Genomic DNA, 20,655 nt, shown 5'->3' with positions numbered 1-20,655 from the left:
GTTTGCTTTCACTTTAAAAAGATTATTTTATTAAACTCACTATGAATTGTTATCTACTATCTCTTGTCTTTCTTCTCTTATTTGACCGATTAATGAAACTACAGAACCAACTGCTTGAATCCAGCTCCCCGTAATTACTATAATCTGTCCATCCTCCTCATTGCCTTCCGAAATCCCCTCCACTTTATCCCGACTAGCTTTCAATTCATCAATTCCACCTATTGCCTGTAATGAATTTCCGGTCGCTTGTAACACATTCCCGGCAATGTTATACGATTCATCTATATCGGAACTATCCTCTAATTCTCCACCTATTGCTGTAATACCACCTAATGCTTGTATCCAATTCCCTGCAATCACTACTTTTTTTTGTGTATTATCTTCAAATTCTATAATGAGTCCTGTTAAAACCGTTACATTACCAATTGATTGGATTTCATTACCGATTTTTTCAAGAGATATTTCCCCTTGTCCATCAGCTTCCAGACCGTTCCCTGTTGCCTGTAATACATTCCCCCATATGTTTAAATCTCTTCTTAATTCGTCGTTCAATTTTTTAAAAGGTGTACTACCAACCGCAGCAATAATTGTCCCTACTGCAACAAACCAAGCACCAACTATCTCCTTAATCGGATCATCCATTTTCAATCTATCCCGTCATTAATTTACTACTTACAGGATATGAATTTATGCATCTCCATGTTAATAGCCTACTTCTCTCCATTTGAATAAAACTCGATATTTCGTTAATACTATAAATACATCAAGTGTGACATCCCTGTTTGGAGCAGTTAGCTTTTGCTAATCGCTCTTTTATTTCGTTCTTGCTTCTCGAAGAATTCTTTAAATACGTTTCCCAATACGTACACATTCTGTATTCCCCCTCGAATACAATACATAACTCAATATAATATCTATGTATCTAGATTACTACCCCTGTATTGATTAGTTAAAGTTGGCTAACCGCTTCATTATTTGCAATGAAATTAAATTTCTGATTTTTTTAAAAATCCATCTCGATATTCATAATTCCAAACATCTAAAATCAAAAAATATAATTGTATCATCACAGGAAAATTTTCCGAATAACTTTTTTGTTAAAAAGTTTTCACCTTAAAATTAGACAAGCATATGTTATTGAATGGAGATTCTCCATTCATAAGATTCTTACCTTTCTTATCTAGAGCACACTTTAATGTGTGCTTATTTTTAGTTAGAAACTACAACATCCTCAAATATATTTCTTTTTTTACAAAAGCGGATATTATTCTTTTGTACAAGCACTCTTTCCTTTTAATTAATAATATATATTGATATTACAAAGAAAGGAGAGCAAAATATTTATGGCTAATTATTTTTATAAAGATGGTAAAAAATATTATAAAAATCAATCGCATTCGAACGATCAAAAAAATAACTGTTTTATTGAAACTCATACGATAACTGGTTCTGCAGAAAATGCAAATGGAAATATACCTTTATCTGTTTTCCTTGAAACCACCGCGCCACAAACTGTATTTGAGGATTTCACAAACAATCATAATAAAACATTAATTCAGTTATTCGTTGTCGGGATGAGTGCACCCGTTCAAGTAACTATTCTAACAAGAAAATCTAGCCGCCCAATTACTGCAACATTACAACCTGTTCAAACAAAAATATTTCAAGTTGAAGATTTTCAAAGTCTTACTTTTACCAAACAGGAGGGTCCTACTAGTATAGTTAGTTTATTTGTGCAAAAAACATTTTGTATTTGCTGTAACGATAATAAGGATTCGTGTGATGAATATTATCAAGATTGTAATTAATAGATTAACGCAGCAAAAGAAACCGTTTTATACAGGGTTCTTTTTATTTCGCTCCATACATTTTCAAAAACATTTTAGAATCATACACTATGATTTTTCTTTAAATCTCTCCTTCCCCGTTATTTTATAAAAATAACACTTTAGTTTAATTACGGGACTTATCATCATTTAATGAAGGAAAGTAAAATTTAGAAAAAAAGACGACGTATTCAACGTCGTCTTTTTTATAAACAGAAAAGTGAATTCTCAAGATTTCCTTTTACGTCAAAGCCCATCATCTCTTAGTTCATACCTAGGTAAAGCTTACACTGTTTTCCATAATGATAAGGCATAAATCCAGTTTGGATCCCCATTTCCTTGATAGCTCTGGACTGCTTCATATACTTTTCCTTCGTGTAGAACTCTATCTCCCTTTTCATATGCTTTCTTTGCATCCCAACCTTCATATGAAGCGCTTTCAGTTTTTGTAGTAATTGTGAATATATCACTCTGTACAGATTCATTTCCAGCTACATCAACAGCTTTCACTACATATTTATAAGTAGTATTAGAGAGTAAATTTTTATCCATATAAGAAGTCGTATTAGATGTTGCAATCTTTTTCATTGATCCTTCTGTTTCTCTATAAATATCGTAATGGTCTACACTAATATTATCGTCAGATGGACTCCACATTAAATCAACACTTGATGCTGTCGTTCCCATACTATGTAATCCTTTTGGCTGTGTTGGTGCTTCTGTATCAGGAGCCTCAACTGTTGTTTTTACTGTAAGCGCTGCACCTTCTTTCGAGACATTTCCAGCTACGTCAATTGCTTTTACAGTATAAGAGTATTCTGTACTTGGTTGTAATTTTTTATCAATAAAATGAGTTCCTGGTACTGTATCAATCATCTCTCCGTTACGGAAGATTTGATACCCTTTTACCCCTACATTATCCGTAGAAGCGTTCCATGCTAGTTCTATACTATTCGCTGTTACTTTTTGTGCCTGAATTCCATTTGGAATACTTGGAGCTTCTGTATCTAGTTTTACGTCATTGATAAGATTAACATCGATTACATTATAGAATGCATTTGCTGTATCAGCTACATCCCATACTGCTAAAATCACATGATATCCACTACGATCAGTAGGTACATTGATTTTGTGAGTTAAATGATTTGAGGCTGCAGAACCATCATGTTGTACAGTTCCAATTGGTTCAAAATCTGCTCTTGTGAGCGCTTTATTTGGATTCCATCCTTTTTTTGTAATATAGTAATGCCATTTGCTCGTTAAGTGAGGCGCTGTATACTTCCAAGTAAATGTATTTTCTCCACCAGTGATTGTATTTTTAAACCAACGATTTGCTGTTTGTTGATCTAAAATACCACCAAATTTACCACCTGCAGAAGCGATTTGTCCATCAAGTGGGCCACCTTGCGGGAATCCTTTTGGTGCTTCTAAGCTTTGCGGTTCATACATAACACTTCCGCAGTTTACATTTAGTGCACCATAAGTTGGACTACATAAAGCAGATCGACTGCCAGGCTTTTCAACAAAACCGTGCGCGTATGCGTTTTGAGGAATAAGTGTCGTGCCAATAATTCCGGCTGTTAATGCAACAGCTCCTAGACTTTTTTTGTTCATTTTCATGTTTTGTAGTTGTTTTAAAAATCGATTATTCATGTTTCTGTCCCCTTCTTGTTATACTTCGTAGTGTAATGTGGGCTTTGATGTAAAAGAATAACAAGAGACAATCTTGTATCGATGTATGTGTTAGTAATTCATACACCATAGCGAGAATATATTTCGTTTCTTGTGAAATATTTCACTTAATGAATATATCATGACATAGAAATTACCAAAACATGTGCAAAAGTTGTGCAGAAACTGTGAAATCATTAGTAACACGTAAAACTATCACCTAAATTTATAATGCAGGATATTCAACCTTTCAAAACAATCGATTCTTCGCTCCATATAACAGAAGAGTGCCTATATCCTTTCATATAGACACTCTTCTCATGTTTAATTTTCTATTTATTACTGACCAGCAAATGTAGTAATTTCATCAACAGCTTGCTTATATCCACCAGACTTCCGGAAAGACTCCTTCAAATTCAAAGCAGATTCTTTATATGAAGGATTATTTAATACAAGTTCTACACTTTCACGTAGTTGTTCCTCAGTCAATTCTTTCATGTGCAACTTAACCCCAGCTCGGAGATTCTCCACTTGCTTCGCGATAACTGGCTGATCTGCACTTTGCGGAATTACAATAAGCGGAATCCCGTTATATAATCCTTCATGTGTACTGTTCATTCCGCCATGTGTAATAAATAACTTTGTATATGTAAGTAGTTTCGTTTGTGGTACATAGTTTTTTACAATGAAGTTTTTAGGAATTTCACCTAAATCACTTATTCTCGTTTTATTACCAATAGACATCACAATTGTATGATTACTATTCTCGAACGCTTTAAAACAAAGTTTATAAAAATCAAGTGCTTCATTAAAAACAGTACCTAGTGAAATGTAAATCGGGCTTTTCCCTTCAATTGTAGTAAAATCAAACTCTTCATTTTTTACTTGTGTAGAGATAGATGGACCTACAAATGTAAATGTTTCATCAAACATGTCTCCAAAAGGTTGGAACTCCTTTATTGTATACACAATAGTAAGTGGCGCTGGATTACAAAAAACTTCATACGGTGAGTTTATTTCAACACCATATTTTTCCGTGATTCCCTTTGTTAATCTTTCAAAATCATTATGTATCCTATTATGAACTTCCACTGGGATATTTTTAGACAAGTGGTCTAACATTTGTTCAAATGATTTTTCATCCTGTGCAAACGATGTGCAGGAATTTATTGCTGGAAGCTTTAAAATTTGAGCAATTATATGTCCACAACCAAACATTGAATCATGAATGATGTAATCAAAATGTTCCCCTTCAATTTGTTCAAGAACATTTGGTATAATAACATCTGCCGTATGTAAAAGACCATTTATTCTCTCTGATAAATAATTTCGACCACCAGAAAGAAAAGCTTTTAAAAACTTTTGCTCGTCAATTGTTCGTACAGTAGCACCCGTTCTCTCAATACGATCTCTAAAAGATTCAATTGAAAAATAAACTACCTCTTCCCCGCGTGAAACCAATTCTTCTACAACTTGCAACGTTGGATTTATATGTCCTTCTGATCCAGTATTAATGAATAAAACACGTGCCACTTTAAACACTCCTTAATTTAAATCTTGTCTATGTTGCCATTAGTATTATAGGTATTTTGTCTTATTCTTCTAAATGGACCTAGCAAGCCTAAACCCAAGGTCATCTATATGAAATGTAGGATGACTACGGCGACGACAAGTCGCACCGCAACCTCTAGCTGCTTCAGCCCAGCTACCGCCGCGGAAAATTCGGTATGATCCGTACACTTGTTCATCATATAAATCATAGCACCATTCCCAAACGTTTCCTAACATATCGTAAAGTCCCCATGCATTCGGTTCTTTTTTTCCGACCTCATGAATATATCCACTTGAATTTTCATTGTACCAAGCAATCTCTTTCAGTTCTCCATATATGTATCCCGTAGTTCCTGCCTTACACGCATATTGCCACTCTGCTTCAAAAGGTAATCGGTAGCCATTTGAATCTAAATTACAACTAACAATTAGACCATCTTCACTAATAGAATAATATTCTTTTAATCCCGCTTTTTTGGAAAGTAAATTACAAAATATAACGGCATCATTCCATGAAATATTTACAACTGGTTTATTTTTATCTTTCAATAAACTTGGTTTGTTATTCGCAATCGCATCATATAATTCCATCGTTACAACATATTTTGCAAGAAGAAATGGTTTTATTTGTACTTGCCATTGTTTTTTTATTCGATCATCTCTTAATTCTACTTTTCCTGCTGGAATTTTCACCATATTAGAATCAACGGAGCCAATGAATCTATTCAATGCTATTCCCCCATTTGACTTCTTTTTATAATCTAACAATTTAAGTGATCGTACTTCTCTAAAAATAGTCTTACTTCATTTGAAGATTTTAAAATAATAACATCTTTATCTTTACTCAATTGATTTAACCTCTTTAAAATTGAAGGTCGTTTCGTTTTAGGATATTCCCATATCCATTTAAAAAATTGCAAATCAAACCTTTCTTCACATCCAGCGCCCATATCCGGTCTTGTTTTATTCCGATATTGTACAACCCTTTTAAAAGCACGATAAGCACATATTGTTCTATGAATATCAAGAAAGATGATTGTATCAGCTGCGTTAATTCTTATGTCCATTGTCCCGCCATAATTCCCATCAATAATCCACTCATCTTCTTTAACTAATTCATTTTGAACCGTTCTTTGCTCCTCTTTGGAAACCCCCTCCCAATTTGGTTTCCAAAATAGTGCATCAAGATGATGCACCTTAATATTTAGTTTGTTTCCTAATTGTCTTGCTAATGTAGATTTTCCTGAACCACCAGAACCTATTAATATTATTTTTTCATAAATACCCCTTCTTACATCTTTTATTTCTTCCGTAACATAAACTCACAAAACATTCCAATCCCAACACCAATTGTATAAGCAACTAAATCACTCCACAAAAATCCGTAACCTAATACGAGTCCACCTAAAGTCATTGCACGAATGCTATCTATCCATCCGGCATGATACAATTGGCTCACTTCAATCCCATAACAAAACAGCAAACTTATAAAAGCCAATTTCATCGTGTTTATTTTAGGAAATAAAAATCCGCATCCAGTAAAAATCATACATGCCCATAAAGCATCACCTAAGTACTCGTTTAATAGATGAGGTAACGCAAAAGCTAACTTTCTTGAGCTAAGACCTAAAATAATTATAACGATAGTAAATAGCGCATATAATAATCTACTTCGTTTCTTATTCATCTCAAAATCTCCTAATATGTAATTTAAAACTGTAAATAGCTAGTAAAATATAATTATTTTACTAGCTATTTTTTAATCGCTTTCATAATAAGAAAATGTGGATTTGTATTTAGATAATGATATGATTTTTCGTTTACTTCTCTCATTTTTTCAACTGGCCTCGGTTCCTCTATTTTATCTAACACAAAATAATTTGTTGTTTCATTAATTATATCTTGGAGTGATCTTCTAAAAAAGCTAACTTCTATTGTAATATTTGGTTTAACCCAAGTATCTACTAATAATTGTTTTTCGAAATAATTTTCACAAGGAAACTTTGTAAAGTCCATAAAAGGATGATGAATGGAGTATATAAATTCGCCATCTGGCTTCAATACGCGATGAAACTCCTGAAATACTTTATTCCAATTTTCTAAGTAATGAAGCGTTAACGAACTTACAATAACATCAAAAGTATTATCTTCAAATGGTAATACTTCTTGCAAATCATGACAAAGAAACGTTGCTTTATTACCCGTACTTTCCTTTGCAGCTTTTACCATTTCAGAACTTACGTCAATTGCAGTAACATTTGCTCCTCTTTCTAAAAATTGAGAAGTATACCATCCAGCTGCACATCCAGCATCTAGTATACTCTTCCCTTCTAAATTCTTTGGAATCATCTCCATCATCGCTGGTCTTTCGTAATAGCTATTATATGGATTTGCCACATCTAGGTTTTCTTTATATGTACTCGCTAATTTATCATATGTACCTTTAATCGTGTCTTTCAATACTGCCACCCCTTATACATATTAATTTAATAACTCTTGCTGCTTTTTCTTTGAAAATGATTGTAGAACTAAATCATATGACCAATCAATCATCTTATTAATTTGCTCTTGCTCTACATCTTTATGTATATACACTGTATTCCAATGCTTTTTATTCATATGATACCCCGGAATGATTGCTTCTGGATACTCTTCTCTTAATCTTAATGCAAGTTCTGGATCACATTTTAAAGTAATCGCAGCTTTTTCTCCTTCTTCATGGTTTACTATCGCAAATATTTTATTATTAAGCCTCATACATGTTGCATTCCAACCATCAGGAGAATCTTCTGTTGCTTTTCTTTTTGATAAACAATATGTTCTTGTTGTATTCATTCTCATTGGCACCTCTTATTCTTTCACTATTTGATTACGATGCATCACAATTTGCTTTGTCGCTTGAAATTTCTGTTCACCATAAAACTTTATTAATTTCTCTCCACAAAATAGACTAACAATATGAACATGAGATATTTCTTGAAGTAATATTGTAAGCATCTTCTCTCCAATACCTTTATTTCTTACATTCTCATGTACGACAACATCTTCTATGTACGCTCGAAAAACGCCATCAGAAACAACTCTAGCAAATCCAATTAATTCATTTTCTTCCCATACCCCAATTGCTATACTATGCTTTAACATTTTTTGAATATCGATTTCTTTTCTTTCTAGCCACCAACCGACAGAGTCATAAAGTTTTTTTATTTTTTCTACGCAAATTGGTTGTTCATTTTGCAATTTATATGTGTACATTTTCCTTCTCCCATCAAATTGCTCATTATATATAATTTGTCTTACTTTACTTCTTTCCATATAAAACTATAGAATCCAACCTGTTACAAAAAACCTTCATAAAATAAATTTATTATATCGATTTTACAATTGCAATCGTTACTCTCATCCTTTCATATTAATTATACCAAATATACAAAATAAGAGAAAATCAATGAATATAACACCAAAAGTATTTCTATTATAATATTTACCTATTAAAACTTGAATTTATTGAAAAAAATGGTAAAGTTAATTAGGTAAAAAATACATAAAGTGAGGCGATCTTTTGAAAAAGTTTAGTTTATTATTAACAGCATTTGTCATAATCTTATCATTATTCATCCCTAATTTTACAAGTGCTAAATCTTTCCCTGATGTCCAATCTAATCATTGGGCAATTAAAGAAATTAACTATTTATCGGATAAAGGTATCATTAAAGGTACGCCAGAAGGAACTTTTAAACCGAGTGATGATGTAACTCGTGGACAAATGGCCTTAATGCTAGATTTATCATTAAAATTAGAAAAACCATCTAGCTATAATCATATTTTTTCCGATGTAGCCAAAGGTATCTATTACTATGATTCTGTACATAAGTTAGCACATAATAACATTGTACAACGTGAAACAAACTATTTCCCTGACCGCTCATTAACTCGTGCAGAAATGGCAGTAGTTTTAGTTAAAACTTTTAATTTGAAGCCTACAGGTGCAGACGTCAATTTCCCTGATGTTCCATCTAATCACTGGGGTTACAATTATGTCAAAATTTTAGCACAAAATAATATTACTACTGGATTGCCTGATGGTACATTTGGTCCAGGTGTAAAAGTAACTCGTGAGCAATTCGCTGCATTTTTGGCTCGTGTATTAGAACCAAATTTCCGTCCAGCTCTTCCTAAGCCAAAAGGTAACTTAGAGGTACATTATATTGATGTCGGACAAGGTGATGCTACTTTTATTAAATCTCCAAGTGGAGAAACGATCCTTATTGACGCTGGTAACAACGGCAAAGGTAAAGTAGTAGCAAATTATTTAAAAGGATTAGGATTCCAAACTATTGATTATATGATTGCCACTCATCCTGATGCTGATCATGTAGGCGGATTAGATGAAGTGCTTTATGCTATGAATGTAAAAAACGTTTATGCCCCTAAAGTAAGTCATACGACACAAACGTTCAAAGACTTCCTAACTGCAGTAGCTAACAAAGGATTAACAATTAAAGAAGCGAAATCTGGAGTAACTTTACCAATCAACGGTTTAAACTCACAATTTTTAGCTCCCGTGAAAGAATACGGTAACGATCTAAATGAGTGGAGTGCGGTATTAAAAGTAACACACGGTAGCAAATCTTTCTTATTTACTGGTGATGCTGAATCTAAAAGCGAAAAAGATATGGTTCTAGCACATGGTTCTAACCTAAAATCTGATGTATTAAAACCTGGTCATCATGGAAGTAAGACATCTTCTTCTCAGCCATTTTTAGATGCAGTGAAACCAAGTATCGCTGTGATCAGTGCCGGTGCAGGTAACCGCTATGGCCATCCTACACAGGAAACTTTGGCAAAGTTAAATGCAATGTCTGTTAATGTATATAGAACAGATTTAAATGGAACTGTAGTTATTAATAGTGATGGTTCAAAAATTTCTGTAAGAACGGAGAGATAATTATGAAAAGAGGTATTATTGACCGTTTTGAAGGCGAACTAGCAGTTATTGAAGTAAATAACGTAACAATTGATGTACCTAAATCAAAACTCCCTTCTACTGCAAAAGAAGGTGATATTCTTATAATCGAGGATGATACGTATACAATTGATAAGAACGAAACAGATAAAAGAAGACGTGAAATCCAGAATTTAATGGATAAATTATTTGAATAGCAAGATTCAATAATAATTTGAGAAGAGCCGTCCTGTTGGATGGCTCTTCTTTTTTCACATATAGGAGCTATTTAACTTCATACCACCAACCTTTTTGATCAAGCCAGCCTTTCATAGCATTTAATTGCGTATCACTGGTAGGTTCAGTAACAAAATACGTTAAACCATCCGATTGTAAAATGAAGGTAGCAGTCATTTTTAAAGAAGTTAATGCTCCCATAACATCTGGAGTTTCATAAGGTGAAAAGGCTCCAGATTGGATAATATTTTGTTTAGAAACTTGTGCCTGTATATTTTCTTGTTTTGGTACTGATTCAGTAAACCAGAAAAGTGGCTTATTTCCTATTAATTGATTTAAATCACATTTGCCAATACCTGGTACATCACCTGTCTCGGTGTATTGCCAAATATCACAAGGATATGCTGGTTTATTACCTCCATATCTAGGAATCCATACAAAATCACTTTTTACGTTCGCCATACCGAATGGTTCATATACATGATGACCAACATATAAGCCAACTTTCTTAGCTCCTAGTCGGCGTAATTCATCGATAAAAGCTTGTGTACCGGCTCTCATATCATCCATTGTTTTTACTTCTACATCAGCCGCCCAAACAGTAGCGCTCTTATCACCGCGATTCCAAAAATCTTGCGCTTCCTTCTTCGCATCAGAAATTGAAATAAATCGGCAAAATGCATAATTACCGAAAGGAATATTTCTTATTTTCATTGCTTGAGCGTAATTTTTATATAAAGGGTCTACGTAATTCGAACCATCTTGTACCCTAGCGATTACGAAATCTAGTTGTGGAGCTGCTACATCCCAGTTAATGTTACCGTTCCATTTCGAAATATCTACAATATAACCCATTGCTTAACACCTCCTTTATCATTATTATATTCAGAGCTCGTCTTATTGCTCTTCCTCTCCTAAAAATTCAATAGTATTTATTAGTACATATAGTAAATACGACAAGTGTCTTTTACAAAGACAGTAACTCATTTACAGTAAAAAAGAAAATCATAGCTATACGAATCGTACTATTTGTCCCCATAATTACATCAGCTTGAGTAGTTGCTATAAATTAAAAATAGCATCACCTTGTTTGGTGATGCTTTTAAAATCCACTTTCCTTCTAGAACACGAATACTATTACTATAACCGCTTCTCTAAAAAGTGTTGACTATGTCCTTTAGGATGATCTTCAACTACACCATATTCTCGGTATCCGTGCTTTTTATAAAATTCTGGTGCTTGAAAACTAAATGAATCTAATAATATTAATCTACAACGTTTTTCCTTCGCAATGTCTTCAATTTTATGTAACAGTTGACTACCATAACCATCATGACGAACTGATTCATCAACCCACAAAAAATCTATATGAAGGTGATAAAAATACATCGTTCCTGTTACCCCGCCAAAGATTTTTCCACCCTCATCTTTCACTACGAAACTTACTTGTTCCATCGGCTGTTTTGCTTCATCTGTTAAAATAGATATGTTATATTGAATTACTTTATTTTTTATGTATTCTCCTTCAGCGCGAGTCCCATTCTCTAAGTGTTTCATATATTTCTTCCTTTCAATTTAGTTAGCTACCTTTAATTTTTCCTTTTCCTTTTTAAAATACTAATAAACACGAATCCACCATAAGTAACAAAACATGAAAAACCAATTATCCCTGGCACAGAGACATAGCCTATTCTTATATAACTTATAACGGCAAAACAAGCGATAGATAATAAAATAGATGGCCAAGCTGTTTTTCTTCGTCTCTGTTTCGATGTACTTTCTTTCTCTTCAGAAACACGTGTGCCAAAAAGCAATACAATACAAATGAGGATTGCTGCAAAGTAAATTGTATCTAATGACAGATTATGATCGTAAATCGCGATTCCAACTTCCATAGCGATAATCGTTAAAATTAATATGATGATTGTTGAAGTTTTTAAGTTTCTTTTCAATCACTCACCCCTAGTATGCCTTTGCTATACTTTTTGTAAATGCATATCCATACCTCTTTTTATATTGTTTTATCATCTTCTCACAATTCGATATAGAATATAAAAAACTTTTTTTATTACATGTTATTTATCCATACAATAAAAAAGATAGCATGAAATTTCCCCATACTATCTTTCTAAAATACATAATTCGCATAACGCAAACATTTACTCTTCCGTAGGCTTTTTAGGACCATTAAGCTCCAATTGATAAAAAGCTAAATCTAACCACCTGTTAAACTTATAACCAGCCTTCTTAATTGTCCCCGCATGAACAAATCCATAGTTTTCATGTAAGGCAATGCTTTTCTCATTTTCTGCATCAATTCCAGCAATTAAGGTCATATATTCCCTTTCTTTTGCAACTGTAATCAATGCTTTCATTAAAGAAGTTCCTATCCCATTTTTTCTATATTCCTTATGAACGTACACAGAATGCTCAATTGAATATTTATAGGCAGGCCAAGCTCTAAACGGGCCAAATGTCGCAAATCCTACGATTTTATTATCTAATTCACATACTAAAATCGGATAGCCGTTAGCCTTTTTTTGTTCATACCAATCTATTCTATTTTCAAGGGTTACAGGTTTATACGTATAGACGGCTGTTGTATTCAATATAGCATCATTATAAATATCTAACATGTATGTTACATCTTGTTTCCTTGCTTCCCTTATCATTGCTTTCTTCCTTTCATAAAGTATATCTTCTTTCCTTTCACTACTACATACGAATACGAGCTTTTCGGAAACCATCAAATATATTTAATACCGCAGATAAAATATAAATGATAATACCTCCACCAATTAACCACTTTTTAAATTCCTCTGGAGAAGTAGTAAACACATTTGCCACATACGTAATAAATCCTTCGTTAAATAAATACGGATTTACTACAATTACAATGAATACTATTGTTCCAGCTATTTGAAGTATAGCATTCCCGATTGCTAATCTTCGCGTCCATTGTCCCTGTACTAACTTATAAAGAGATATACCTATTTCAAATACAATCATAATAGCAACGATTGGCCAATACTGAATTAATACATCTTGATTAAACGTCGGCGCAATAAACTTCAATCCATTTTCCGTACCGTGGTATACGCCAACGAGATGATTCGCATAAAAGTAAAGTGTCGCCCATATTGCCGTCCACATTAGACCTCCAAACACTTCGAACTTTGAGATCGACTTTTTCTTTGGAACATACGAAGTATTTTTCAAATCATCAGGCGTCCATTTTTTTAAACTTGTCGTCAACGGTTGAGTACCTTTGTCTTTATCTGTTCTTTCTAAAATTGCAAATACAAGTGTCAACCAGAAAAATACATGGAGGCCTACTTCGACAATTTCCCCAATTCCTTTACCTATCAAATTTAAAATAACATTTAATACCGCTTGCTCACCATTATATCCTACAAAATTTTCTGCAACCATTGCAATAAGTGCGATTACAGCTGCTATTGGTATGATCATTTTTAACAATGTCGTATATACATCAAAATAACGTGGTCCAATTAAATACATCGGTCTATCCAGATAGCCATTAGCCAATGAAACTGGGCTTCCCAATTTTTCAAGGACACTCTTTACATCTTCCTCATTATACTCATCAGGTAACATATCCTCGATAGTTGACCGTAGTTCAAGAATAATATCTTCACGATTTTTTTCAGGTAATCTCTTCGCTACTTCTTCGACATAAATATCAATCAAATTCATTCTTGTCCTCCTCCTTTAATAAGTTATAAAGTTCTTTCGAATCCTTTATCCATTCCTTTTTTAACTGCAAAAATATCTCTAATCCGTATTCACTTAAAACGTAATACTTACGAGGCCTACTCTCCGTTTTATCCCAACTACTCGTCACTAGCTCTTGCTTTTCTAATCGGCGAAGTAGTGGATATAAAGTACTTTGATCGATTGTGATCCCTGATTGCTCCAATAATTGGACAAGTGAATACCCATACTGCGGTGTTCTTAACTGGCTTAAAACCGCTAATGTTAATGTCCCTCTTCTTAGTTCAGTAATTAACGAATTTAATAAAGCATCCATTCACTCACCTCATTTCCATTACTATATGTCATACAGTATATGTTTTATACTATGTATCGTACAGTATTAGTGTGATAAAAACAATGCGTATTTACAAAAAATAGATAATAAAAAAGCACAAACTATATAATTTGTGCTTTTCTTGTTAATTTAAACAGCTATTACAACCTTAATTTTGTACCTCTTGTAATATAAACTCTCCTTTTTCTTTAGTAAATGGGGTAACACCTACAATTGCCTCAATATTAATTACTCCATATACATGCGGATATTCTTGACCGTTAGAAGCAAGTTCATATTTTATTTCTGCTTTTATTAAGGATGGATCGATTGTCAGTAATAAAACATTTTCTTCATGACTAAAATATTTTTCAACAACTTTTAAAGCTTGCTGTAAAAATGAACAATGAATAAATCCCTCTTCTTTAAGTGAAGCTTCATTAACTTCTCCATCTACCTTTGCGATTTCCCAATTTCTTTTTGTTATTACTTTTGTTATCATAGTTATCCTCTCTCCATGTCTTTATATAGAAAAACAAGAGGTTCTTCTTTTTGTTACTAGAAAATCCTCTTGTATGTAATATTTATTTTAATCCATTAATTAAAGGCGATATTTCTCCGCTATGGAAAATCCATAAATCATGAAGTGACCTTGTACATCCGACATATAGTAACTTTGCATCATGTTTCGTATTTTTATAATGTTCTTCATCAACATCGATTAATAGAACAGCATCAAATTCTAGCCCTTTTGCCAAGTATACAGGTACTACTGAAATACCACCTTCATATTTACTTTGATCTGCTTCAATGACGTTTACGGCCAATCCTGCTTTTGTTAATTTTCCATATATATCGCGGCATTCATCGTCTGTTCTTCCTATTACCGCAATGGTTTTCACATCTTCGTTTTGTAGATGTTTTAACGTCTTCATAATTTCATTAAATTGATCTTCTGCATGGATTACCTTAACATCTTCACCACTGCGAAAAACTGGTGTTGCGAGCCCAACTGGAATCTCTGCATTTTTAATTATTTCGTTCGCAAATTCTATAATTTCTTTTGTAGAACGATAACTTCTCGTCAGTTCATAATAACCTGTTTCTTGGAATACTTCTTTAAAAGCACTCCAATCTTCAATCCCTTGATAATCATAAATTGCTTGAGATAAATCACCTAATATAGTAAAAGAATTACCTAGTGTAATTTCTTTTACTACATAAACTTGGAATGGCGAGAAATCTTGCGCTTCATCAATAACGACGTGATGGAATTTCTGTCCGATTTCAATACCTGTTATGCGGTGATGTATGTAAATTAAAGCTGGTAAATCTTCTACATACACTTCTTTTTTACGACAACTCTTTTCAGTTTCTTTCACAAGTTCTTCAGGCAATACTTCGAGTATTTCTTTACTTTTCAATATTGAACTATATAGTGAAAGTGCACTCATTTTCGGCCAAAACTTCATATATGTGTTCAATCTCTTTGTCGCTTCTTTTTTTAGTAATTTCTTCTCGTTTGTTTCTCCATACTTTTTCAGTTCAATTTCAATCCAGCGCTTCATTCTGCCGACTAATCTTTCTCTTCTTTTCTTTAATGGATAATGTTTATATTCAACTTGCATCCATTTTTTTATGTCTTCTACCGGAATAATAGCTTTGTCCCATGCCTCAAAATCACTTGTTGGTACTAATTCATTTTCAAATTGAATCATTCTCTCTTCAATAAAGGACTTAAATTCTAGTGTACCTTTCAATTTACCGAGCATAACCTTTTCTTCATCACGATTAATAGAAAATGCTTCTTTCAATTTTCCTTCTGTCTGCTTCAGTTTCACCGAATCATCTAACGTACGTAATGCCCAATCTGGAAATGTTGTTTGACTAATATTCCCTACACCTAATTCAGGAAGCACACTCGAAATATAGTCTAAAAACAGACTATTCGGAGCGAATACAATCATTCTCTCAGCTTCTAATTGTTCACGATATTCATAAATTAAAAAAGCAAGGCGATGTAAAGCGATCGTTGTTTTTCCGCTTCCTGCAACCCCTTGAATTAATAATGGTAAGTTTCTTTCCGCACGAATAATATCGTTTTGCTCCGATTGTATCGTTGAAACAATATCCTTTAGTTTATTATCTTTATTCTCACCTAATCGATATAGAAGAAAATCATCGGCATGAGATACATCTTCATTTCCTTTTACATATGTATCAACAACACGTTCTAGTTCTCTTTTTCGGATTGAGATGTTTCGCTTTAAATAAACATCACCTTCTACTAATCCATCTGGCGATTGATAAAACGCTAATTCATCACCGCCGGTAAATGAATAAAACATACTTGCGACAGGTGCCCGCCAATCAATTACAATCGGTTTCATTGTGTCTTTATGTGAAACACCTACTTTACCGATGTAGATCGGCATAACTTCTTCCTTGCCGTCCTCTTGAAAATCTAATCTTCCAAAGTATGGTTCTTGCACTCCAATACGTAAGTTTTGTCTATTAGATTCTCTCATACTTTCTAGAATTTGTTCTTTAAAATCATCTCCATAATAAACCGGAATGCTTTCGAGCTGTTCTAATTGATCATCCATCGTACTTAATGTAGCTTTCATCCTTTGTAACTCTTCTTCAAAAATGTTGTTCATTTGATGATTCCCTCCTGTCCGTTCAATTTTTTAGTCGAAATACAATTGTATTAAAAATCCATTTATAAAGTCAATAGTTTTAGTAAGAATTTTCTAAATCAAAAAAGAGTAGAGATTAATCTCTACTCTTCTTTATTTTAATCCGGTACGCCAAGCATTCATTTAAAGTTGCTAATTCTTTATATTTTCGTTTTTCAAAATCATATGCTCCTCCTGGGAAGAATCCTACAATACTTAAACCAGCTTCAGCACATAGATTGCTAATCTCATCTACCGTATAACAACGTAAAGACTGTGTAACTATATCATTTGGATTATTAGGATGCCACCAATGATCTAACATTCTCTCATTTATAAGATCATATTCGTATTTTCGCATAGCTGCACTTAAGGTCATTTCTTGTCCACTTGCTTTTTTCCAATACAATGGTTGATACATATCAATAAGTGCACATCCATCATCCTTCATCCAGTTTTTAATACGTTTTAATAGAATCAATTGTTCATCATCTGTTCCTACACCAAATCCATCTAAATAACTAACAACATCAAACTTTTCTTCAAAATTAATTTTATAAAAATCAGCGCAATGAATATCTATATCATTAGTAGAATGCTCTTTTGCAAACATAACTAACTCTGGTATAAGCTCAACTGTAGTCATTTTCACTTGTAACTTAGACATCGCCCTTGCGAATCCACCATTTCCTGCTCCTAGTTCCAACATCGAATGGAATGGATATCCAACTTGTTCTTTAACTTCTTTCGCAACTTGCTCTAACCAGCTTTCTGTATTGATATCGTAATTGGATAGTTTAAATTGTTTTTCGTAAAATTCTCTCACATTTAATTCGTTCATTATTATTCTCCTCCTGCAATAGATTTTTCTTCTACAGGTGAAAAACTAAATCTCTAACACCCATGAAAAAAACCATTCAAATTTCCCTATATTTACAATTTATCAAAATAATAAGAATTTTGAAAGTACCAATATAAAAAGCAGATAATGGATGATACCACTATCCGCTCTATGACTGCTATTATTTTTCTTGTTGATACTCTACCCAATCACCAGAAATGATAACTTTCTTTAACATCCCTATATCTTGAGCAACATACACAAATGCACGTATTTCTCTATCACCTAAATAAACCGTTTCGGTGATTCGGTCATATAAATCACTTTCTGCATTACCTGTATATTCTTCAAGTTCATCTAATTTTTGCAGAACAACCTCATTTACTTCATAAACTTCTCCGTATACTTTGTCCTCATTTGAACAAATCATTGCCGGATACCCTTCGTTTGTATCAAATAATTTACCATACGTCCATGCTCCGTCTGCGATGCATATTGCCCCTTGCATAAAATGAGCATTCGTTTGCTCTTTTCTTAATGTGCCATACACGAAAACGTGATGCATATATCCCTATCCCCTTTTTATATATCTACTTTCTAAATTGTAAATATGCACGAATCATAAAGTAACTCACTTCATTTGGAAGTTGTTCCTTAATTGATTTCAGACCACCCTCTGCATTTTGCACGGCAGTTTCAATCAGTGATTCATATTCTGCAGGAACAAAACTGTTCCAGTCTATTTCCATTCCATCCTCAAAAGAGCGAATTAAATGATTTTCAATTGTTTGTCTTGATAAGCCACGTTCTTTCGCAATTTCATCTAGATCAATGCCTTGTTTATACATTTCATACGTTTCTAAATGAGAATTTGCTGAAGCTTTCCCTGACTTTTTCCGCTCTGTCACCACTTCTGTTTTAACTGTTTCAGCATAGTTTGGATTGTCCTTAATAAAGTGCTGAACTGCTTGTAAGAAATGAGAACCATACTTCACAAGTTTATGTTCGCCGATCCCTTTCACAGTTAAAAGTTCAGAGTCACTATGCGGCATTTTTGCACACATATCTTTCAACGTTTGATCAGAGAAAATAACGAATGGAGGTACACCTTCTCCTTGCGCAATTTCTTTACGTACTTCGCGAAGCACTTCAAATAAAGGATGATCTTGAACAATTTGTCTTGTCTCTACTCGTTCTTTACGTAAAACATTCTCTTTACCTAATAATACTTCTTTCCCTTTTTCTGTTACTTTTAATGTTGGATACGTACCATGTTCAACTGCAATTAACTCATCTGAAATTAGAAACTCAATAAATTCACTGACTTCTTTGACGCTTCGATTTGATAGTAATCCGTATGTTGGTAAAGTATGAAAATTAAATTCAATAACTTTCTTATTTTTAGATCCAGTTAGTACTTGTGCAATCATTTGTTTTCCAAATCGCTGGTTCGTCCTAATCATGCAAGATAGAACCATTTGTGATTCTCTCGTCACATCGATACTTTCGCGGTCGTCCGTACAATTACCGCAGCGGCCGCAATCTTCTTTCGGTTCTTCTCCAAAGTATTGCAAAATAAATGATTGTAAACATTGTTCTGTATGACAGTAATCAGTCATATTTTGCAGTTTTTCAAGTTCATTTGAAAAACGAGATTCTCCTGTCGATTGGTCAATTAAAAAGCGCTGTACTTGCACATCTTGAGAAGAATATAACAATATACATGCACTATCTAATCCATCACGGCCAGCACGTCCTGCTTCTTGATAATAACTTTCCATGTTTTTTGGCAGTTGATAATGGATAACGTAACGAATATTCGATTTATCAATTCCCATCCCAAATGCAGATGTCGCTACCATTACACTCACTTCATCACGTAAAAAGAGTTCTTGCTGCTCATTTCGATCTGTATCACTCATACCAGCATGGTATTTTGATACAGAAACTCCTGCTTTCATTAAATCTTCATACAACTGATCAACTACTTTTCTAGTAGCTGCATATATAATCCCAGATTCTTTTTGATTTTGACGAATATAATCCGCTAAATATGCATTACGATCTTGTCCTTTAATAACAGAAAATGATAAGTTCTCGCGCTCAAACGTTGTCATAATCGTATTTTCTTGATTAATTCCAAGCGTGTTGCAAATATCTTCACGAACTTGTGGTGTTGCCGTCGCAGTTAATGCTAGGACAAGCGGTTTTTCTGGAAGATAATCTAATATGCGATGTATATGTAAATAACTCGGACGGAAATCATGTCCCCACTGCGAAATACAGTGCGCCTCATCAATTGCAATCATCGGGATTTTCATATCGATAAGTTGGTCAACAAATTCCATTGAATCAAGACGCTCCGGCGCCACATAAAGTAACTTATAATGTCCTTGTTTTGCTAATTGAATTCGTTGATTCGCTTCCGCAATCGAAATAGAACTATTAATATAAGTAGCTGAAATACCGTTTTGTACTAATGTATCTACTTGGTCTTTCATAAGTGAAATCAAAGGTGAAATAACTAATGTCGTTCCTTCGAATACTAATGCGGGAATTTGATAACAAATTGACTTACCACCGCCCGTAGGCATGATACAGACTGTATCTTTCCCATCTAATACATTTTTAATTGTTTCATCTTGCCCTCTTCGGAATGACGAATAACCGAAATAAGACGCTAAAAGTTCTTGTGCTTTTGTAAACAAAAAAGAGTCACCTGCTTTTCTTTATCTTTCATCTATTACTATTATATCATCACTTATGTGTCATGAAAGTGATGAATACAAGACTAACAGCTTGCTTTTTCATTATTTTATGCTTCTCTACGTTTTAGAGGTTGTTTAGCAACGGTG

23 protein-coding genes are annotated in these 20,655 nt (G+C 33.6%); 3 read left to right on the top strand and 20 right to left on the bottom strand.

Annotation, left to right across the window (positions count from 1 at the left end; translation table 11 throughout):
* Positions 1-39: 39 nt before the first annotated feature.
* Positions 40-642 (bottom strand): DUF6944 family repetitive protein, encoded by a 603-nt coding sequence (locus tag DN393_RS12780; RefSeq protein ID WP_048560833.1) that lies wholly within the window; start codon positions 640-642, stop codon positions 40-42.
* Between the two features lie 701 nt (positions 643-1,343).
* Between DN393_RS12780 and DN393_RS12770 the strand changes: the two genes are divergently transcribed.
* Positions 1,344-1,808 carry a hypothetical protein gene (locus DN393_RS12770; RefSeq protein ID WP_064057134.1) on the top strand — a complete coding sequence of 155 codons (465 nt, stop codon included), beginning with the start codon at positions 1,344-1,346 and terminating at the stop codon, positions 1,806-1,808.
* Between the two features lie 303 nt (positions 1,809-2,111).
* Here DN393_RS12770 and DN393_RS12765 read toward each other — a convergent pair whose 3' ends face one another.
* The 8 genes from DN393_RS12765 to DN393_RS12730 form a co-directional block, all read right to left on the bottom strand.
* Complete coding sequence (locus DN393_RS12765; protein ID WP_064475492.1) at positions 2,112-3,479, bottom strand: lytic polysaccharide monooxygenase; 1,368 nt, start codon at positions 3,477-3,479, stop codon at positions 2,112-2,114.
* A gap of 357 nt (positions 3,480-3,836) precedes the next feature.
* On the bottom strand, positions 3,837-5,030 hold the full coding sequence (locus DN393_RS12760) for a macrolide family glycosyltransferase (protein ID WP_149173556.1): 1,194 nt from the start codon (positions 5,028-5,030) through the stop codon (positions 3,837-3,839).
* 69 nt (positions 5,031-5,099) lie between these two features.
* Positions 5,100-5,777: a formylglycine-generating enzyme family protein gene (locus tag DN393_RS12755; RefSeq protein WP_098103156.1), complete on the bottom strand. Its 678-nt coding sequence runs from the start codon at positions 5,775-5,777 to the stop codon at positions 5,100-5,102.
* A gap of 32 nt (positions 5,778-5,809) precedes the next feature.
* The gene (locus DN393_RS12750) at positions 5,810-6,331 is read right to left on the bottom strand and encodes a DNA topology modulation protein (protein WP_149173555.1); all 522 of its coding nucleotides are present in this window, start codon (positions 6,329-6,331) and stop codon (positions 5,810-5,812) included.
* A gap of 17 nt (positions 6,332-6,348) precedes the next feature.
* Positions 6,349-6,735, bottom strand: a complete 387-nt coding sequence (locus DN393_RS12745) for a ribosomal maturation YjgA family protein (protein ID WP_064475495.1) — start codon at positions 6,733-6,735, stop codon at positions 6,349-6,351.
* A gap of 65 nt (positions 6,736-6,800) precedes the next feature.
* The gene (locus DN393_RS12740) at positions 6,801-7,508 is read right to left on the bottom strand and encodes a class I SAM-dependent methyltransferase (RefSeq protein ID WP_064475496.1); all 708 of its coding nucleotides are present in this window, start codon (positions 7,506-7,508) and stop codon (positions 6,801-6,803) included.
* A 21-nt stretch (positions 7,509-7,529) separates the two neighbouring features.
* On the bottom strand, positions 7,530-7,883 hold the full coding sequence (locus DN393_RS12735; protein ID WP_064475972.1) for an MmcQ/YjbR family DNA-binding protein: 354 nt from the start codon (positions 7,881-7,883) through the stop codon (positions 7,530-7,532).
* A 15-nt stretch (positions 7,884-7,898) separates the two neighbouring features.
* Complete coding sequence (locus tag DN393_RS12730) at positions 7,899-8,303, bottom strand: GNAT family N-acetyltransferase (protein ID WP_149173554.1); 405 nt, start codon at positions 8,301-8,303, stop codon at positions 7,899-7,901.
* Between the two features lie 307 nt (positions 8,304-8,610).
* Between DN393_RS12730 and DN393_RS12725 the strand changes: the two genes are divergently transcribed.
* Together DN393_RS12725 and DN393_RS12720 are read left to right on the top strand one after the other, a co-directional pair.
* Positions 8,611-9,996 carry an S-layer homology domain-containing protein gene (locus DN393_RS12725; RefSeq protein WP_098103154.1) on the top strand — a complete coding sequence of 462 codons (1,386 nt, stop codon included), beginning with the start codon at positions 8,611-8,613 and terminating at the stop codon, positions 9,994-9,996.
* 2 nt (positions 9,997-9,998) lie between these two features.
* Entirely contained in the window at positions 9,999-10,211 is a 213-nt protein-coding gene (locus DN393_RS12720; RefSeq protein WP_064475499.1) for a DUF3006 domain-containing protein, read from the top strand.
* Between the two features lie 67 nt (positions 10,212-10,278).
* Here the strand turns inward: DN393_RS12720 and DN393_RS12715 are convergent, their stop codons facing one another.
* The 11 genes from DN393_RS12715 to recQ form a co-directional block, all read right to left on the bottom strand.
* Positions 10,279-11,085, bottom strand: coding sequence for a GH25 family lysozyme (locus DN393_RS12715; RefSeq protein ID WP_098103153.1), 807 nt, complete (start codon positions 11,083-11,085; stop codon positions 10,279-10,281).
* Between the two features lie 285 nt (positions 11,086-11,370).
* Positions 11,371-11,787: a GNAT family N-acetyltransferase gene (locus DN393_RS12705; protein WP_149173553.1), complete on the bottom strand. Its 417-nt coding sequence runs from the start codon at positions 11,785-11,787 to the stop codon at positions 11,371-11,373.
* A gap of 32 nt (positions 11,788-11,819) precedes the next feature.
* Complete coding sequence (locus tag DN393_RS12700; RefSeq protein WP_098103151.1) at positions 11,820-12,182, bottom strand: hypothetical protein; 363 nt, start codon at positions 12,180-12,182, stop codon at positions 11,820-11,822.
* Positions 12,183-12,389: 207 nt separating this feature from the next.
* On the bottom strand, positions 12,390-12,902 hold the full coding sequence (locus tag DN393_RS12695) for a GNAT family N-acetyltransferase (protein WP_033662712.1): 513 nt from the start codon (positions 12,900-12,902) through the stop codon (positions 12,390-12,392).
* Between the two features lie 43 nt (positions 12,903-12,945).
* On the bottom strand, positions 12,946-13,947 hold the full coding sequence (locus DN393_RS12690) for an HAAS signaling domain-containing protein (protein WP_149173552.1): 1,002 nt from the start codon (positions 13,945-13,947) through the stop codon (positions 12,946-12,948).
* Positions 13,934-14,281, bottom strand: coding sequence for a PadR family transcriptional regulator (locus DN393_RS12685; RefSeq protein ID WP_061679735.1), 348 nt, complete (start codon positions 14,279-14,281; stop codon positions 13,934-13,936). The genes DN393_RS12690 and DN393_RS12685 overlap by 14 nt, the downstream gene beginning before the upstream one ends.
* A 169-nt stretch (positions 14,282-14,450) precedes the next feature.
* On the bottom strand, positions 14,451-14,783 hold the full coding sequence (locus tag DN393_RS12680) for a DUF952 domain-containing protein (protein ID WP_098103149.1): 333 nt from the start codon (positions 14,781-14,783) through the stop codon (positions 14,451-14,453).
* An 82-nt stretch (positions 14,784-14,865) separates the two neighbouring features.
* The gene (locus DN393_RS12675) at positions 14,866-16,941 is read right to left on the bottom strand and encodes a HelD family protein (RefSeq protein ID WP_149173551.1); all 2,076 of its coding nucleotides are present in this window, start codon (positions 16,939-16,941) and stop codon (positions 14,866-14,868) included.
* Positions 16,942-17,056: 115 nt separating this feature from the next.
* Complete coding sequence (locus DN393_RS12670) at positions 17,057-17,800, bottom strand: class I SAM-dependent methyltransferase (protein WP_064475506.1); 744 nt, start codon at positions 17,798-17,800, stop codon at positions 17,057-17,059.
* Between the two features lie 181 nt (positions 17,801-17,981).
* The gene (locus DN393_RS12665; RefSeq protein ID WP_064475507.1) at positions 17,982-18,365 is read right to left on the bottom strand and encodes a gamma-glutamylcyclotransferase family protein; all 384 of its coding nucleotides are present in this window, start codon (positions 18,363-18,365) and stop codon (positions 17,982-17,984) included.
* A gap of 25 nt (positions 18,366-18,390) precedes the next feature.
* Positions 18,391-20,508, bottom strand: a complete 2,118-nt coding sequence (gene recQ, locus DN393_RS12660; RefSeq protein ID WP_064475508.1) for a DNA helicase RecQ — start codon at positions 20,506-20,508, stop codon at positions 18,391-18,393.
* Positions 20,509-20,655: the final 147 nt, after the last annotated feature.

Origin of the sequence: Bacillus sp. BPN334, assembly GCF_008368885.1 — a bacterium.
Taxonomy (GTDB): domain Bacteria; phylum Bacillota; class Bacilli; order Bacillales; family Bacillaceae_G; genus Bacillus_A; species Bacillus_A wiedmannii.
The sequence above is the reverse complement of the archived record's forward strand: the minus strand, read 5'-3'. Positions and strand labels throughout refer to the sequence as shown.

Coding starts and splice junctions, on each gene's coding strand:
- DN393_RS12720 (WP_064475499.1), top strand. CDS start 9,999: ATGAAAAGAGGTATTATTGACCGTTTTGAAGGCGAACTAGCAGTTATT.
- DN393_RS12780 (WP_048560833.1), bottom strand. CDS start 642: ATGGATGATCCGATTAAGGAGATAGTTGGTGCTTGGTTTGTTGCAGTA.
- DN393_RS12745 (WP_064475495.1), bottom strand. CDS start 6,735: ATGAATAAGAAACGAAGTAGATTATTATATGCGCTATTTACTATCGTT.
- DN393_RS12685 (WP_061679735.1), bottom strand. CDS start 14,281: ATGGATGCTTTATTAAATTCGTTAATTACTGAACTAAGAAGAGGGACA.
- DN393_RS12675 (WP_149173551.1), bottom strand. CDS start 16,941: ATGAACAACATTTTTGAAGAAGAGTTACAAAGGATGAAAGCTACATTA.
- DN393_RS12770 (WP_064057134.1), top strand. CDS start 1,344: ATGGCTAATTATTTTTATAAAGATGGTAAAAAATATTATAAAAATCAA.
- DN393_RS12690 (WP_149173552.1), bottom strand. CDS start 13,947: ATGAATTTGATTGATATTTATGTCGAAGAAGTAGCGAAGAGATTACCT.
- DN393_RS12715 (WP_098103153.1), bottom strand. CDS start 11,085: ATGGGTTATATTGTAGATATTTCGAAATGGAACGGTAACATTAACTGG.
- DN393_RS12695 (WP_033662712.1), bottom strand. CDS start 12,902: ATGATAAGGGAAGCAAGGAAACAAGATGTAACATACATGTTAGATATT.
- DN393_RS12765 (WP_064475492.1), bottom strand. CDS start 3,479: ATGAATAATCGATTTTTAAAACAACTACAAAACATGAAAATGAACAAA.
- DN393_RS12680 (WP_098103149.1), bottom strand. CDS start 14,783: ATGATAACAAAAGTAATAACAAAAAGAAATTGGGAAATCGCAAAGGTA.
- DN393_RS12705 (WP_149173553.1), bottom strand. CDS start 11,787: ATGAAACACTTAGAGAATGGGACTCGCGCTGAAGGAGAATACATAAAA.
- DN393_RS12665 (WP_064475507.1), bottom strand. CDS start 18,365: ATGCATCACGTTTTCGTGTATGGCACATTAAGAAAAGAGCAAACGAAT.
- DN393_RS12670 (WP_064475506.1), bottom strand. CDS start 17,800: ATGAACGAATTAAATGTGAGAGAATTTTACGAAAAACAATTTAAACTA.
- DN393_RS12730 (WP_149173554.1), bottom strand. CDS start 8,303: ATGTACACATATAAATTGCAAAATGAACAACCAATTTGCGTAGAAAAA.
- DN393_RS12735 (WP_064475972.1), bottom strand. CDS start 7,883: ATGAATACAACAAGAACATATTGTTTATCAAAAAGAAAAGCAACAGAA.